This is a genomic window from Haloplanus sp. C73 (assembly GCF_051195115.1).
In the GTDB taxonomy this organism is placed as follows: Archaea; Halobacteriota; Halobacteria; order Halobacteriales; family Haloferacaceae; genus Haloplanus.
This window is the reverse complement of record NZ_JBNTJZ010000003.1, coordinates 47030-62759: the sequence shown is the minus strand read 5'-3', so window position 1 is coordinate 62759 and position 15730 is coordinate 47030. Positions and strand designations below refer to the sequence as shown.

At 68.4% G+C, this 15730-nt stretch carries 14 protein-coding genes; 3 read left to right on the top strand and 11 right to left on the bottom strand.

Annotated features, from left to right (window positions below; all coding sequences use genetic code 11):
* Positions 1–51 precede the first annotated feature (51 nt).
* The 9 genes from ACQUSQ_RS06745 to thiD all read right to left on the bottom strand — a co-directional run bounded on the left by ACQUSQ_RS06745 (position 52) and on the right by thiD (position 9900).
* The gene (locus ACQUSQ_RS06745; protein WP_435067781.1) at positions 52–594 is read right to left on the bottom strand and encodes a Rieske (2Fe-2S) protein; all 543 of its coding nucleotides are present in this window, start codon (positions 592–594) and stop codon (positions 52–54) included.
* Between the two features lie 12 nt (positions 595–606).
* Complete coding sequence (locus tag ACQUSQ_RS06740) at positions 607–762, bottom strand: hypothetical protein (protein ID WP_435067780.1); 156 nt, start codon at positions 760–762, stop codon at positions 607–609.
* A gap of 41 nt (positions 763–803) precedes the next feature.
* On the bottom strand, positions 804–1748 hold the full coding sequence (locus ACQUSQ_RS06735; protein WP_435067779.1) for a sugar kinase: 945 nt from the start codon (positions 1746–1748) through the stop codon (positions 804–806).
* 42 nt (positions 1749–1790) lie between these two features.
* A complete protein-coding gene (gene mutL, locus ACQUSQ_RS06730) occupies positions 1791–3851 on the bottom strand; it encodes a DNA mismatch repair endonuclease MutL (protein ID WP_435067778.1) in 2061 nt (686 codons plus the stop codon).
* Between the two features lie 47 nt (positions 3852–3898).
* Positions 3899–4366 (bottom strand): FKBP-type peptidyl-prolyl cis-trans isomerase, encoded by a 468-nt coding sequence (locus tag ACQUSQ_RS06725; protein WP_435067777.1) that lies wholly within the window; start codon positions 4364–4366, stop codon positions 3899–3901.
* A 47-nt stretch (positions 4367–4413) separates the two neighbouring features.
* Positions 4414–4764 carry a 4a-hydroxytetrahydrobiopterin dehydratase gene (locus ACQUSQ_RS06720; protein ID WP_435067776.1) on the bottom strand — a complete coding sequence of 117 codons (351 nt, stop codon included), beginning with the start codon at positions 4762–4764 and terminating at the stop codon, positions 4414–4416.
* Between the two features lie 434 nt (positions 4765–5198).
* Positions 5199–5789 carry an FAD-dependent oxidoreductase gene (locus tag ACQUSQ_RS06715; protein WP_435067775.1) on the bottom strand — a complete coding sequence of 197 codons (591 nt, stop codon included), beginning with the start codon at positions 5787–5789 and terminating at the stop codon, positions 5199–5201.
* 46 nt (positions 5790–5835) lie between these two features.
* Positions 5836–8457: a DNA mismatch repair protein MutS gene (gene mutS / locus ACQUSQ_RS06710; protein ID WP_435067774.1), complete on the bottom strand. Its 2622-nt coding sequence runs from the start codon at positions 8455–8457 to the stop codon at positions 5836–5838.
* Positions 8458–8505: 48 nt separating this feature from the next.
* Positions 8506–9900, bottom strand: coding sequence for a bifunctional hydroxymethylpyrimidine kinase/phosphomethylpyrimidine kinase (gene thiD, locus ACQUSQ_RS06705; RefSeq protein WP_435067773.1), 1395 nt, complete (start codon positions 9898–9900; stop codon positions 8506–8508).
* A gap of 203 nt (positions 9901–10103) precedes the next feature.
* Between thiD and ACQUSQ_RS06700 the strand changes: the two genes are divergently transcribed.
* The 3 genes from ACQUSQ_RS06700 (at position 10104) to ACQUSQ_RS06690 (ending at position 13585) form a co-directional block, all read left to right on the top strand.
* Positions 10104–11165 (top strand): helix-turn-helix transcriptional regulator, encoded by a 1062-nt coding sequence (locus ACQUSQ_RS06700; RefSeq protein ID WP_435067772.1) that lies wholly within the window; start codon positions 10104–10106, stop codon positions 11163–11165.
* 94 nt (positions 11166–11259) lie between these two features.
* A complete protein-coding gene (locus ACQUSQ_RS06695; RefSeq protein ID WP_435067771.1) occupies positions 11260–12399 on the top strand; it encodes a DUF7096 domain-containing protein in 1140 nt (379 codons plus the stop codon).
* A 130-nt stretch (positions 12400–12529) separates the two neighbouring features.
* Positions 12530–13585 carry an isocitrate/isopropylmalate dehydrogenase family protein gene (locus ACQUSQ_RS06690; protein WP_435067770.1) on the top strand — a complete coding sequence of 352 codons (1056 nt, stop codon included), beginning with the start codon at positions 12530–12532 and terminating at the stop codon, positions 13583–13585.
* On the opposite strand, the gene ACQUSQ_RS06685 is transcribed toward ACQUSQ_RS06690, so the two are convergent.
* Positions 13582–14826: a CaiB/BaiF CoA transferase family protein gene (locus ACQUSQ_RS06685; protein WP_435067769.1), complete on the bottom strand. Its 1245-nt coding sequence runs from the start codon at positions 14824–14826 to the stop codon at positions 13582–13584. The two genes, ACQUSQ_RS06690 and ACQUSQ_RS06685, sit on opposite strands and share 4 nt — an antisense overlap.
* A 48-nt stretch (positions 14827–14874) precedes the next feature.
* Positions 14875–15630, bottom strand: a complete 756-nt coding sequence (locus ACQUSQ_RS06680; protein ID WP_435067768.1) for a DICT sensory domain-containing protein — start codon at positions 15628–15630, stop codon at positions 14875–14877.
* Positions 15631–15730 lie beyond the last annotated feature (100 nt).

Genomic DNA, 15730 nt, shown 5'->3' with positions numbered 1-15730 from the left:
CGCTCGGCGCGGTATATTGACTGAAAATCGTGCCCTCTCCTTACTCCTCGATTACGCGTCCAGTCGCTGTCCCGACTCGAATCGGTCGTCGGTGAGAATCACGTCGCCGTCGCGGACGGCCACGTCGATGGGTTTGAGCGACCGGCCGCGACAGGGGCCGCGCGTGCAGTAGCCGTCGTCGCAGTTGAACCGCGCGCCGTGTTTGTGACAGACGAGTTGGTCGCCGTCGATGAGCGCGCCCAGTCCCCGGTCGAGTTGCACCTCGGGTTCGTGTGGGCAGGAGTTCTCCCACGCCAGTACGCCCTCGTCGGTGCGCTGGAGGATGCCGTCGATTCGTCGCCGTCCGGCCCGCGCCTCGAACCGAAGCGTGCCGCCGCTAGGTACGTCGTCCACGGGTGCGACGAAGCGCTCGTCGCCCCCGGTCGACTCGGTCGACTCCTCGGACGCCGTTTCCTCGGGTTCCGTCTCCGGTACGTCTCCGACGTCGAAGCGGAACGTCGCCCCGCCGGCATCCACTTCGCCGTCGGTGCCGTCGATTCGCACCACCTCGCTCTCTTCCCCATCAGTGACCGTCACGCGTACCGAGTCGTCCATGCCCATCGGCTATCAGCGTTTCTCGATATCGGCTTCGATTTCGATGGTGAGGCCTTCGGCCTCCAGTTCGGCTTCGACTTCACGGCGGTCGTCGGCCTCGAATTCGAGTTCCTCACTGTCGACTTCCACGTCGACTTCGATGTCGACACGCACGTCGTCTTCGGACATACCTCGTCTCTGCGCTCCGGACTGATAGGTTTCGCGACTGGCTACTCCGAGCGTCGCTCGCGAATCGCCTCGACGTCTCGACGCGACCCGACGACGGCGTCGCCGACGACGGTCCGCTTGAGCGCCGCGGTGGCCGCGCCGTCGCGCAACGCCCCGTGGACGTCCTCGCCGTGATGGCGCCCGGCGAGGAAGCCGCCGACGAAGGCGTCGTGAGCGCCAGCCGAGTCGTGAGTCTCTACCTCGAACGGCGGCACCTCGTATATCGATTCGCCCGCGAGGCCGACGACGGGGTGGTCCGTGCCGTCGCGCGTGACCACGACCGTCTCGCATCCGTAGCGCGTCCGCAGGCTGTGTGCCGCGGGCACCACGTCGCCGTCAAGGCCGAACACCGTCTCGGCGTCCGACTCGTCGACGAACAGGAGGTCCACGTTATCGAGCAGTCGGTCGTACACGTCGCGGGCGTCCTCGGGGCCGAGATTCGTCGCCGCGTATCGAGTGTCGAACGCTCGCGTCGTGTCCGCGTCGCCCGCTACGTCCAGAAGCGTTGCCGTCGTCTCGAATAGCGTCTCGGAGCGGGTTGGCGTCGCCCCGCTGACGAACAGTGTGTCGGCGTCCCCAACCACGCCCAGCGGAACGTCTTCGGGCGCCATCGTCGTGACGGCGGCGTTCTCGCGGTCGGGGATGGTCGTCGCGCCCGCCGGCGCTCCCCGCTCAACGAACGCCGTCGAGGTTCGTCCGCGGTCGGTCCACGCCACGCCCGTTCGGACGCCGTGTCGGCGCAGGTCACCGACGACCCGCCGTCCGAGCGCGGTGTCGGGTAGTTTCGACAGCCAGACGGCGTCGAGGTCGAGCGTCGCTGCCGCCGCGGCGACGTTGCTCTCCGGTCCGCCGGCGTGAGCCACGAACTCTCGCGCTGTCGGGATGCGCTCGCCTCGCGGCGGCGAGAACCGGAGGGTCGCTTCACCGACGGTCACCAAGTCGGTCACGGTTCCCGTTCGTCCGACCGCCGCAAAAAGGTGCGCCTGCGCTCACTCGGCGCGCCGCCCCGCGTGACCGGGGTAGTCGCGCTCGAACCGGTCGGCGATTTCGTCGCGGTCGAACGAGACGACGACCGGACGCCCGTGCGGGCAGGCAAAGGGATTCTCGCAGTCGTCCAGCGCCGACAAGAGGTCGACGACCGACCCCTCAGTGAGCGACGTGTTGCCCGTAATCGACGGGTAACACGCCAAATCGGCGAGCAGGGCATCGGCCACGGCGTCGACCGTCTCGCCCGCCGTCCCCGCCGCGAACTCCGTCAGCGCGTCGCGGAGGAGCGCGGGGTCGAGCGTCGCGTCGAACACCGTCGGCACCGTTCGCACCTCTACTGTCCGGTCGTCGACCCGGTCGGCGTGGAAGCCGAGTTCCGCGAGCGCGTCTTGGAACCGGTCGAACAGCGCGCCCTCCCGCGCGGTGAGTTCGACTTCGACCGGTTCGGCCAGCGCCTGCGTCGGCGTCTCGCCGCTCATCGACTCGCGCAAGCGCTCGTAGTTGACGCGCTCGTCCGCCGCGTGCTGGTCGACCAACACGAGGCCGTCGGGCGTCTCCGCGACGACGTACGTGTCGTCGAACTGCCCGAGCACTCGCATCGCGGGGAGGCGGTCGAACCCGCGGTCCGCCGTCGCCGTCTCGCCGTCGAGTGTCCGCTGGTCGGTCGGGGCGGTGATACCACTTCGATGCCAGTCGTCGCCAGTCGAATCCTCATCGGCCGCGGTGCGACTGTCGACCGACGCCGTCCTCGAATGTGTGTCGACGGCTGTCGACGCCCCGTCTGCGTTCGTTTCGTCGACGTCCGCGCTCGGCTCGCACTCCGTACTCGCGCCCGCCGATTCGACCGCCTCGTCGAGCGTCCGCGTCTCCGTCGCGACGGGGTCAGTCTCGCCCCCCAGCGACGCGTTCGCGTCGTCGCTCTCGCCGTCGCCCGACTCCGTCGCTCGCTCGGTATCTATCGCTTCACCACCCGCAACCTCCCGGTCGGGCGTCTCGGGGTCGATTGCCGTCTCCGCGGGTGCGGAGCGCCCCCGCGGCGCCGACGAGCGAACCAGTCCCTCATCGAGTAGCGCCGACCGCACGGCCTCGGTCAGCGTCTCCTTGACTCCCGACTCGTCGTCGAACCGCACCTCCATCTTCCGGGGGTGGACGTTCACGTCGACGGCGTCGGGCGGCACCTCGACGAAGAGGACGGCGAAGGGGTAGCGGTCCGGGGCGAGTTGGCCGCCGTAGGCGTCGAGCACCGCCTCGCGGAGCACTCCCGCCGTGACGTAGCGCCCGTTGACGAACGTCGAGAGATACTCTCGGCCCGCGCGCGTCGTCTCGGGGTGGCTCACCAGCCCCGTGACCGACGTGACTGGGCCGTCGGCGTCGCTCGCATCCACTTCGACCATCGACGACGCCACCTCGCGGCCGTACACCGCGAGCACGGTGGATTCGAGGTCACCTGCGCTCTCGGTGGCAAACACTTCGCGGCCGTCGTGTTCGAGCGTCGTCGCCACGTCGGGGTTGGCGAGGGCGTACTGCGTGACTACGCGATTGACGTGGTCGAACTCCGTGGCCGCCGTCTTGAGAAACTTCTTGCGGGCTGGCGTGTTGTAGAACAGGTCCTCGACTTCGACGACGGTCCCCGGCGGACAGCCGGACGGCGTTACGTCGCCCGTGTCGCCGCCGTCGACGGTGAGTTCGTGGCCGCGGCCGCCGTCGCGGGGCCGCGACCGAATCGTCAGCCGCGACACCGCGCCGATGGTGTGGAGTGCCTCACCGCGAAAGCCGAGGGTGCCGACCGACTCCAAATCCTCGCCCGACCGTATCTTGCTCGTCGTGTGTTCCTCGACGGCGCGTTCGAGGTCCGCGGCCGTCATGCCGACGCCGTCGTCGCGGACGCGAATCCCCTCGATGCCGCCGCCTTCGACGGCGACGGTGACGCGCGATGCGTCTGCGTCGAGGCTGTTTTCCAGTAGTTCCTTCACGACGCTGGCGGGGCGCTCGACCACCTCGCCGGCGGCGATTCGGCGCACGGTCGCATCGTCCAGCGCGTGGATGGTCGGCGTCTCGCTCACGGCCCACACCGACGCGGTGGACCACCATCAACGCCACGGTCGGTGCGTTACTCGACCGACAGCACTTCGATGTCGAAGGTCAGCGTCTCGCCCGCAAGCGGGTGTTCGAAGTCGACTTCGACCGTGTCCTCGCTCACGCCGACGACGCTTCCCGACGCGCCGCCCTGCGCTCGCACCTGCATCCCCTCGGCGGGCTCCTGCCCGACCATCTCCTCGAAGTCGGAGCGCGGGAACTCACGGACTCGCTCGCCGTCCGCTTCCCCGTAGGCTTCCTCGGGCGGAATCGTGACCGTCTTCTCCTCGTCCGCTTCCATCCCGATGAGTGCCGATTCGAACCCTTCGATGAGGTTGCCGGCGCCGACGTCGATGCTCATGGGTTCGAACTCGCGTTCGGGCTGTTCGTCCAGCATCCCCGACTCCTCGGCGACGTCCTCTTCTGTCGTGTCGAAAACGGTTCCGTCGTCGAGTCGACCGGTGTACGTGATGGTGACGGTGTCACCTTCAGTGATAGCCATGTTTCGACGACGGTTGTCGGAGGGATAAGGGCTGGGGATACCGACTGTCAGTCTTCGGGCTCGTAGCCCTCGTAGATGCGGTCCATCCGCGCGGCCATGACGAAATCGGTCTTGTGGAGGCCGTCGATTTTGTGGGTCCACATCGTCACCTCGACTTCGCCCCACGAGAGCGCGAGGTCCGGATGGTGCCACTCCTCCTCCGCGAGTTCGCCGACTTCGTAGGTGAACTCGAGGGCGTCGCGGAAGTCGTCGAACTCGTAGTGGCCGTCGAGATGGTGGTCGTCGACCACCTCCCACACGTCCGAGCGCACGTCGGCCAGATACGGTTCGTACTCCTCGGGCGTGAGCGGGTCGTCGTCGCTCGTACACGCTTCACACGGCTCGTCGGCGAGAGACATACCCGTCCTACGGTTTCGGACGGTTTGTAGGTTGGCCCGGTCGCTACGATACTGTTTAGATTAGTGCGCTCGGACTGAAGACATCTCAAAAGCCCCCGGCGTCTCGGCCCCCGGGACTCGCTGTCGTTCGAAAGAGCGCATTGCGCTCTTTCGTGATGACGAGAGAGCTTCGCTCTCTCGAACCACGCTCCTCACTGCGTTGCGGTGCTTGCGTCGTCCGGGTACGCCGAGACGCCGGCCCCTTTCAGTCCCACCCGCATCGGCTGACCAGCCGGCTGACGCAGGGTGGGACTGAAAGGGGCGACTCGCTGGAGGAAGGCGGCCGACGTAAGCACGCGAGCAAAGCGAGCGCGCGCAGCGAGGCCCCCGACTCCAGCGAGTCGGGGCTTTCGAGGTGGCCACAAATTCACCTGCTATCTGGACACGACCCGTCGCTACGCTTCGTCGTCGGCCATTGCACCGAACGTCTCCGTCGCGTCCGCGGGCACGTCGAAGTCGTGGTAGTTGTCGCCTTTCTCCTTGCTCAGGATGTTGAGCGCGGCGGCGGCGCCGTCGCCTGCCGAAATCACGGCCTGCCACTCCTCGGTCCGACCCATCGCACCCGTCGCGTACGCGTCGTCGATGCTCGTCTCCATCTCGACGCTCACGTCGACGACGCCCTCGTCGGTCATCGCACAGCCGAGGTCCTCGGCCAGACTCCGGTCGGCGCCCGTTGCAAGCACCAGATAGTCCGCGGTGTGGTCGCCGTCCGCGGTCGAGACGCTGAACCCGTCGCCGTCGGTCGAGACGCCCGTCACTTCCACGCCCTGTTCGCGCTCGACGCCGAAGTCGTCGGCCTGCTGACGGAGGACGCCCATGAACTCGCTCCCGCCGATGGAGCCGATGCCGGGGTAGTTGAACAGGTGGGCCTTGTGCATCCACGTCTCGTCGGTGTCGAACACCGTCGCGTCGAGGCCGTTTTTCGCCGCGAAGAGCGCAGCGCTCAGTCCCGCCGGGCCGCCGCCGACAACTGCTACTGATGCCATGGGCGACATATCGTCGGCCTCCGGAATATGTCTGTGGCCTACGGGTCTACTTTTCCCCTTCTCCCAGCCGCTCTTGCCACTCCCGAACCCGCGCCATGAGGTCGACCGGCGACGTCTCCGCGACCGATGTCTCTTCGAGTTCGGTGAGGACCGACTCCGTCGCCGGGTCGAGTTCGCCGCCGTCGGACTCGGCCGCGTCGCTCTCCCCGAACTCGCCCCCGCTCAGGTCGAAGACGGCCTGTGTCGTCTCCGTCTCCGATTCTGCCCCGCGGGCCTCGATGGCGCGGTCCTCGCGCAGGCGGTCGAGCACGTCTCGCGACCGGTCGACGACCGGTGACGGCACGCCCGCGAGTTCCGCGACGTGGACGCCGTAGCTCCGGTTGGTTGGTCCTTCCTCGATGGTGCGCAGGAACGTGATGTCCTCGTCGTCCCCGTCGCCCGCGACGGCGACGTGGACGTTCGCCACCCGCGGGAGGTGGTCCGCGAGTGCCGTCAGTTCGTGGTAGTGCGTGGCAAAGAGGCATTTACAACCGATTTCGTTGTGGATGTACTCCGTCGTCGCCCACGCAATCGAGATGCCGTCGTAGGTGGCGGTCCCGCGGCCTACCTCGTCCAGGACGACCAGCGAGTCCTCGGTCGCCGAGTGGAGGATGTTGCTCAACTCGCTCATCTCGACCATGAACGTCGACCGCCCGCCCGCGAGTTCGTCGAGCGCGCCGACTCGCGTGTAGATGCCGTCGACGACCCCCACCGTCGCCGACCGCGCGGGGACGAAACTCCCCGCCTGCGCCAGCAGGACGATGAGTGCCGCCTGTCGCATGTACGTCGACTTGCCCGACATGTTCGGCCCGGTGACGAGCAGGAATCCCCGGTCGTCGCGCAGTTCGACGTCGTTCGGCACGAAGTCGGTGGTCGTCTCGACGACGGGATGGCGCCCCGCCTCGACCACCAGCGGCCCGGGTTCGACCACCGACGGCCGACACCAGTCCTGACTCGCCGCGTGCGTCGCCAGCGACGCCAGCGCGTCGACTGTCGCCAGCGTCCGTCCCACCGTCTGCAACAGGTCGGCTCGGGCGGCGACTCGCTCCCGAAGCTCACAGAAGAGGTCGTACTCCAACTCGCCGCGGGCCTCCTCCAGCCGCAACACCTCGCGCTCGCGCTCGTCGAGTTCCGCCGTCGTGTACCGCCGCGAGTTCTTCAGCGTCTTGATTTCGCGGTACTCCTCGGGAACGCCGTCCGTCTCCGATTTCCCCACCTGAATGTAGTAGCCGTCGGTCTTGTTGCGGTCGACCTGTAGATGGGTGATGCCGGTACGGTCTTTCTCACGGGCCGCGAGGCCGTCCAGCCACTCTCGGGCCGACTCGTACTGGTCGAGCAGGGAGTCGAGTTCGTCGTCGTAGCCGCGCTGGAACAGGCCGCCCTCGGTCACCGTCCCCGGCGGGTCGTCGGCGAGCGCCTCGTCCAGTTCCGACTGGAGACTCTCCGCCGCTTCCCGGTCCGGGCGGTCGACGATAGCCGCGAGCGGCGAGTCGGCGAGTCGCGAGTCGTCGATTGCGTCGGCAAGAGTAGGGAGTAGGGCCAGCGTGTCCCGGACCGCGAGCAGGTCCGAGGCGTCCGCGCTCCCGCTCGTCGCCCGCGCGGCGAGGCGTTCGAGGTCGTAGGCATCGCCCAGAATCTCGCGCACCCGGTCACGAGCGAGCGCCGCCTCGGTGAGCGCCGCCACGCTGTCGAGTCGGCGGTCGATTACCGCCCGGTCGCGTCGGGGCCGGGTCAGCCACTCGCGGAGCCGTCGGCGCCCGGCGCTGGTGACGGTGTGGTCGACCGTCCCGAGCAGCGACCCCTCGCTGTCGCCGTGCATCGTCTCGATGAGTTCGAGGTTGCGCTGGGTCGTCGCGTCGAGGTTCAGGTGGTCGCTGGGGTCGTACGCCTGCAGTCGCGTCATCGCGTCGAGAACGCCCACGCCCGTCTCCTCGACGTAGGTGAGGAGCGCGCCGGCGGCGGCGACGCCCGCCCGGTCGTCGAGGCCGACGCTGTCGAGGGCGGCCTCGCCGAACTGCTCGCGGAGGGTCCGCTTGGCCCGCCCGGGGGCGAACGCCGACTCGTCGTGGTCGGTCACCGTCGCGTCGATATCCTCACGAATCCGGTCGAGTGCGTCCGCATCGACTGTGGGTCCCGGCACCACCTCGACCGGGTCGAAGCGGTGGCACTCGGCCAGCACGTCGGCCACGGCGTCTGCCGTCGTCACGAGGAACTCCCCGGTGGTCACGTCGGCGAGGGCGAGGCCGTAGCGCCCGTCGACGACGGTTATCGTCGCGAGAAACTGCGCCGCGGGGTCGGTCGTTTCGAGGAGCGTCCCCGGCGTGACGACGCGCGTGATTTCGCGGGCGTGGCCGTCCTCGGTTTCGTACTGGTCGGCGACGGCGACGCGGTAGCCGCGCTCGACCAGTGCCTTGAGATAGGGGGTCAGGTCGTCGACCGGCACCCCGGCCATCGGGTAGGTCGACCCGTGTGAGGATTTCTCGGACACCTTCAGGTCGAGTTCGTCGCCCACGAACTCGGCGTCCTCCGCGAAGAACTCGTAGAAATCGCCACACTGCATGGCCAGCAGGTCCGCGTCCGTCTCGGATTTCAGGGCGAGAAACTCCCCCACAATCCCATCGGCGGTCATACTCACACCCGGGCCGTCGGCGAGTAAAACGCTGTGGGTCGCCCCGCGCTACTCGTCGGTCGCGTCGAGCAGCGTAAACACCCGCTCGCCGAGTTGCTCGGGCGTCTCGGCGACGAGTTTGATGATTGCTTCCTTGCCCACGTCGCCCCGGTCGAGCACCGCGACGGGCGTGGGGTCGTCGGCGGCCACGTCTCCGAACGCCTGCCGGGCGCCCCAGCCCATCGTCCCGCTCGCGTCCTCCGGTTCGTCCGCTCGGTCGTACTCCGTCACGGGGCCGTCGAGCGCCGCCGTCGCCGCCTCCGTCTCGTCGTCGAACCGGCAGTTGACGGCGAAGCGGAGGTCGGGGTCGAACTCCCGCGCCGCGAGCAGGAAGCGCGCGACGTGCGAGGAGGCGCCGAGTCTGACGCCGCCGTTCGGGGCGACCCCCGAGAGCGTCCGCGTGATGCGGCCCTCGACGGCGGCGGTTTCGCCCACCGCTTCGGCGTAGGCCGTCGCGCCGACGACGTTCATCCCTACCTCGGGGACGAGCCGAGAGACGTCGCGGTCGACGAGCGCCTCGACGACTTCCGCCACGTCCGTCATCGTCTGGTGTCGGTCGGCGGCCTCCCGGAGCGCCGCGAGATGCTGGACAGGACCGGGACCCCCGCCCACGTCGTAGCCGTAGCGTATCGCTCGCTCCATGAACGCCGTGCCCGCCTCGACGGCGTAGCCGAGCGTCTCTCCGTGTGCGAGGTGAGCGGCGATGGCGCTCGACAGCGTACACCCGGAGCCGTGGGTGGCGTCCGTGTCGATGCGCGGGTGTTCGAACGTGCGGACCCGGCGGTCACCGTCCGCCGTCGTCATCACGAGCGTGTCGATGACCCAGTCGCCGTCGTCGACGACGTGGCCGCCCTTGACGAGGGCGGCGTCGGCACCCATATCGAGCAGTTGCTCGCCGGCGTCGCGCGTCTGCTCGCGGTCCACCGGCCCCGACGTGAGGTTGACGTCGGTCAACACGCTGGCTTCGTCGGCGTTGGGCGTGACGAGCGTCGCCTCCGAGATGAGCGACTCGTAGGCGTCCTCGGCGTCCGGTTCGAGCAGGCGGTCCCCGCTCGCAGACACCATCACGGGGTCGACGATGACCGGCGTGTCCATCTCTGCGACCCGGTCGGTAACGAGGTCGATGACCGGCGTCGTCGCGAGCATCCCGGTTTTGACCGCGCCGAGGTCGAAGTCCGCTTGGACGGCGCCGAACTGCGCCGCGATTTCGTCTATCGGTAGGACGTGCGAGCGCTCGACGCCGACGGTGTTCTGGGCGGTGATAGCGGTGACGACGGAGGTGCCGAAGACGCCGTGGGCCTCCATCGTCTTCAGGTCGGCCTGAATGCCGGCCCCGCCACCTGAGTCGCTCCCGGCGACCGTGAGACCGACCGGCGGCGAGACAGGGGCGCGCTTGCGGGTCACGCGCCACTCACCCGCGCTATGCAAGGCGTACCGTGGTCTCGGTCGGTGCGGTTCGGCGATGAGAGCATGTTCACGTGTACGCGTACAGCCAGCGAATATTTATCGGTGGTGGAGCGACCACCCGTTCCAAGCGGCAAGACCTATCTACGACCGGGGGAAAACCCACGGACACCCAGATGTCGAGGCCCCTATCCGATAGGTTCGTGACGACTGTCGTCGTTGCGGTGCTCCTGTTGTCCGCCGTCGTCCCGGCGGCCGGGGCGCTCGCGTCGTCGTCGCCGCCGGCGCAGTTCGATGGCGGCGCCGTTCACCAACAGAGCGTCGAGACGGACTCCGTCCGGCTCATCGTCTCCGTCGATGAGAACGGCTCTGCAACGTGGTCCGTCCAGTACTGGACCCGGCTCGACGACGAGAACACGTCCGACGCGTTCGAATCACTCCAGAGCGACATCCGCTCGAACCCGTCGAACTTCTCCGATAGCTTCGCCTCGCGGATGCGCTCGACGGTCACCGCGGCCGAGAACGCTACCGGTCGCGAGATGTCGGCCTCGGACTTCAGCGTGCGCGCGGAGACCCGCACCCCGCCGGAGTACGGCGTCATCGTCTACACCTTCCAGTGGGAGAACTTCGCCGCCGTCGACGGCGACACCCTCCGTGTCGGCGACGCCATCGAGGGGCTCTTCCTCGACCAGCGGACTCGCCTCGTCATCGAGTGGCCCAGTTCCTACGCGCTAGCCGACGTCGCGCCCGACCCCGACGAGCGCCGGGACGGCGCCGTCGTCTGGCGCGGCTCCGAGACGAGTTTCGTCTCCGGCGAGCCGAGCGTCGTCCTCCAGCCAGCCTCGGCGGGGACGGACTCGCCGGGCGCCGACGGCTCGATACTTCCCCTCGTCGGCGTCGGACTCCTACTCGTCGGCGCCGGCGTCGTCGCGTGGCGCTACCGCGACCGGTTCGGCGGTAGCACGCCCGACTCGACTGGTGGCGAGGACACGTCCGACACCGACGGGGCGGCGACAGCCGACGCCGGCGGGACGTCGACGCCGCCCGACGACCTGCTGAGCAACGAGGAGCGCGTCATCCAGTTCGTCCGCGAGCAGGGTGGGCGAGTCAAACAGCAGGAAATCGTCGAAGCGTTCGACTGGACCGAGGCACGGACGAGTCAGATAGTCCGTGACCTGCGCGAGCAGGGTGACCTCGAAGGCTTCCGCCTCGGGCGGGAGAACGTGTTGAAACTCTCTGAGACCGACGACGAGTCGGAGGACTGAAACCTTCAGGGCTGGCTTGAGCCCATTTAATCCGGGTTAAGCGTACTTGAGGTTCGTCGCGGTTTATTGGGTTGTCGCTCGTACGCAAGATGTGATGAGTCGTGACGTTCCGGATATCGTCGTGTTCGCCCTCGTCGTCGCCGTCGCCATCAGCGCGGTGGCGGTCCCCGTCTCGGCCCTCGACGGGTCGACGACGGCAGCGACGGTGGCCGGTGGGGAGCGTGTTGCACAGCAAACGGCCGACGGCGCGTCGGGGACCAACGAGTCGGCGTCGAACGAATCGAACGACTCGGTCGCACCCGGCCAGCGACTGGCCGGCGTCGTCGGCGTCCAAGGCGCCGAACTCGACGGCGAGATAGAGGACAGGGAGTTGGAACAGCGTGTCGCCAGCGCCGACTCGAACGACTCGAAGGCGGCAGTCGTGGCGACGGAACTCAACACGGCCCGCGAACGGCTCCAGACGCTTCGAGAGCGACGCGACCAACTCCGCGAGGCGCGCCAGTCCGGCGAGATGTCGCCCGGCGAGTACCGGGCGCGGATGGCCGTCACCGCCGCGCAGGTGCAGTCGCTTCAGCGACAACTCAACACGAGCGAACGCGTCTCCCGTGACCTGCCCGACGCCGCCCTCGAAGCCCGCGGCGTGAACCGGACGGAAATCGACCAACTGCAACGGAATACGGACGAACTCACCGGTCCGGAAATCGCCGAAATCGCCCGCGACATCGCGGGTAACGGGAGCGGTCCCGGGCCGGCGGGGCGCGCCGACTCGGCCCGCGGTAACGCCGGCAACGGCGCGGGTACCGGCCCCCCGGACGAGGCTGACGAACGCGCCGGCGAACCGCCCGAGGACCCGGGTGCCGGCCGCGACAACGCCAGCAACGCGACGCGGATGCCGAACACACCCACCAACCAGTCGTCGAACCGCTCGACGACCGGTTCTCCGGACGAGGCCGGACAGCCGGAGGGCGCGGGTTCCGGTAACTCTGAGGGTGCGGGCGAGTCGGAATCCTCTGACGATACCGGGAACGCCAGCGACTCGGGGAACGCGAACGACGAGAGCGAATCGAGTGACTCCGAGAGCGACGGGACCGGTGATTCGGGAAACTCGAATAGTGCGGGCAACTCGGGTGAGTCCGGCGACTCCGCAAACGCGGGTGAATCCGGTGACTCCGGAAGTTCGGATGAGTCCGGCGACCCCGGCAACTCGGACAACGCCGGCGGTGGCCGCCCCTGACGCCCTCCTCTCACGATAGCCGACGACGGACCAGTCCGTGTGACGGCCGCACCGGTGGGTTCGCGGCGCGTGCTCCCCGGACTCCGCCGAGTATTGCATCTTTTTGTATCCGTCCCCCGACGCCTCGGGCATGACGTACGACATCGCGCTCATTCCCGGCGACGGGATTGGACCGACCGTCGTCGACGCGGCGCTACCGCTTCTCGACGACGTCGCCGCGACCCACGGGTTCGACATCGACACCACGCGCTACGACTGGGGGACCGAACGCTATCTGGAGGAAGGGGCCATGATGCCCGACGACGGACTGGACGCCCTCGCCGACCACGACGCCATCCTCCTCGGCGCCGTCGGCCACCCCGACGTGCCGGACCACGTCACGCTCAACGGTCTCCTACTTCCCATTCGGAAGGGGTTCGACCAGTCCATCTGCAAGCGGCCCGCGGTGCTGTTCGACGGCGTCGACAGCCCGCTGAAGGGGTATTCGGGCGGCGACATCGACATCCTCGTCTTCCGCGAGAACACGGAGGGCGAGTACGCCGACATCGGCGGGCGCGAACACGTCGGCTTCGAGAACGAGGTAGCGGTCCAGAGCGCCGTCTACACCCGGCGCAGCACCGAGCGCATCGTCCGCGCGGCGTTCGAGGCGGCGACCGAGCGTGACGGCCACCTGACGAACGTCACGAAATCCAACGCGCAGGCCCACGGGATGGTCTTCTGGGACGACATCGTCGACGAGGTGAGCGAGGAGTACCCCGGCGTCGAGGTGGAACGCCTCCTCGTCGACGCCGCGAGCATGGACATGGTCCGGCGCCCCGACGAGTTCGACGTTGTCGTCTGCTCGAATCTCTTTGGCGACATCCTCACCGACGTCGGCGCCATCGTCACGGGCAGCATGGGCCTCGCGCCCTCCGCGAACATCGACCCCGGGCACGACCACCCCTCGATGTTCGAACCCGTCCACGGCAGCGCCTTCGACATCATGGGCGAGGGCGTCGCGAACCCGCTCGCGACGGTGCTCTCCGGGTCGCTCATGTTCGATACGCTCGGCGAGGCCGACGCGGCGGCGGCCCTGTGGGACGCGGTGGCCGCACAGTTGGCCGACGAGAGCGCGCCGCGCACGCCCGACTTGGGCGGCGACTCGACGACCGACGCCGTCGCGGCCGACCTCGCAGACCGCCTCTAGCGGTCCGGAATCGCGCCCTCGTCTCGGAGGGCGTCGATATCCGCGGCGTCGTAGCCGAGTTCGCCGAGTATCGCCTCGGTGTCCTCGCCGAGTAGGGGCGGCGCCCCCTCGAACCCCGCCGTCGCGTTCTCGTAGTTGAGCGGGTGTTCGATGACGGGCACGGTGCCGAGCGCCGGGTGTTCGATTTCGCGGACGACGCCCCGTGCCTCCGTCTGTTCGTTGTCGAGGGCTTTCGGCACGTCGTACAGCGGCGCGACGGGGAGGCCGTGGTCCTCGGCCAGCAGTTCCACCCACTCGTCGGTCGTTCGCTCGCGGAACACCTCGGACAGTTCGGCTTCGAGTTCGTCCATGTGCTCCACGCGGTCGGGGTTCGACGCGAAGCGGTCGTCGTCGCCGAGGTCCGGGCGTCCAATCGCCGCACAGAGTTCGCCCCACAGTTTCTGGTTCGCACAGCCGACGTTGAGATAGCCGTCGGCGGTGGGGTAGGTCTGGTAGGGGGCGAGAACGGGGTCTTTGGTGCCCATCCGGGTCGGTTCCTCGCCGACGAAGGCCTTGCCGGCCTGCTTGGTCAGCCACGGGAGCGCGGCGTCGTGCATCCCGAGTTCGATTCGGTCGCCCTCGCCGGTTCGCTCGCGGCGGAAGAGCGCGCCGACGACGCCGAACGCCGCCCACATGGCCGTGATGAGGTCGGTCTGGGGCAGGCCCACCTTCACCGGGTCGCCGTCCTCCGGCCCCGTGACGGACATGATGCCGCTGGTGCCCTGCACGAGGAGGTCGTAGCCCGGGCGACTGCTCCACGGCCCCGTCTCGCCGAACGCGGAGATAGAGCAGTAGACGAGGTCGTCGTTCACGTCGCGCAGGTCGTCGTAGCCGACGCCGAGGCGCTCTGCGGTGCCGGGACGGAAGTTCTCGATGACCACGTCTGCCTCCGCGACGAGGTCGTACAGGGCCTCCAGCCCCGACTCGGTCTTGAGGTTGAACTCGACGCTCAGTTTGTCGTAGTTGATGGTCCAGAAGTAGGGCGACTCGCCGTTCTCGTCGGCGGTCCGGCCCGGCCCGTCGTAGTCGGGGTCGGGGTCGACGAAGGGCGGCCCCGAGTGCCGGTTGTCGTCGCCCGCGCCGGGCCGTTCCACCTTGATGACCTCCGCGCCCTGATTCGCCAGCATCAGCGTCGCGAACCCACCGGTGACGAACGTCGTCAGGTCGACGACGGTGATGTCGTCGAGAACGTGTGCGTCCATACGCCGTCGCTCGTCCGGACCGGGTAAAATCTTCCGAGAGTTGGAACCCTATCGCTCGTTCGGGCCGCCGTCCGTCGCCGTGCCGTCGGCCTCGGGACACGCGTACGTACTCCGGAGGTGGTCGATGATGTCGTCGACCGTCTCGGCGTCGTAGGTCCAGAACCCGTAGAACGACCCCGGAAGCCGCTCCTCCGCGAGGAGCGCGCACTTCGCGGCGTCGACGCCGCCGCCGTCGTAGGCGACGAACCACGTGTCGCGAATCTCCGTCGCCGTCGAGAGATGGAGCGTCGGCGCCGACGGCGGGGTGAAGTCTTCCTGTCCCTCCGGGTGCGCGTAGACGTGGACCGCGAGGGAGTCACGCTGCGCGATGTGGTCGTACGCTTCAGCCTGCGAGGCGAACCGACCGCAGGTCTGGAAGCCGGCGTGGAGTTCGCCGGCCCCGCCGCGCCACGCCCGGTCCTCGATTTCCTTCGAGGCCGCGACCATCCGCTCCGTGTCGTAGGACGTGAACATCGTCTCGTCGAGTTCGTCGAGGACGGCGTCGTACGTCTCGCGGGTGAAGCCCGGTTCGACGCCCGGTTGCTCGGCGAGGACGTCGCTCACGTCGATGGCGGCCAGAAACTGGTCGCCGTGACTCAGCACCGCGTAGTTCTGGGGGCCGCTGTCGACGTCCGCGCGCTCGATGGCGAGGTTTCGGTCCGCGAAGTGCTCGCGGAGCGCGCTCGTCACGCCCGCTTCGGGGTTGCAGACGGTCAGCGTCTTCGCCTCGTCATCGACGGCGGCGATGAGTTCGAACAGCCCCATTCGCCGGATACACGGGTGGCGGCTATTTGTGCTTTTATGCCGTGGCCATCGTCTCCGCGACGCGCCCCTTTTGTGCGCCGACGGCGTACCGCCGCCGAAC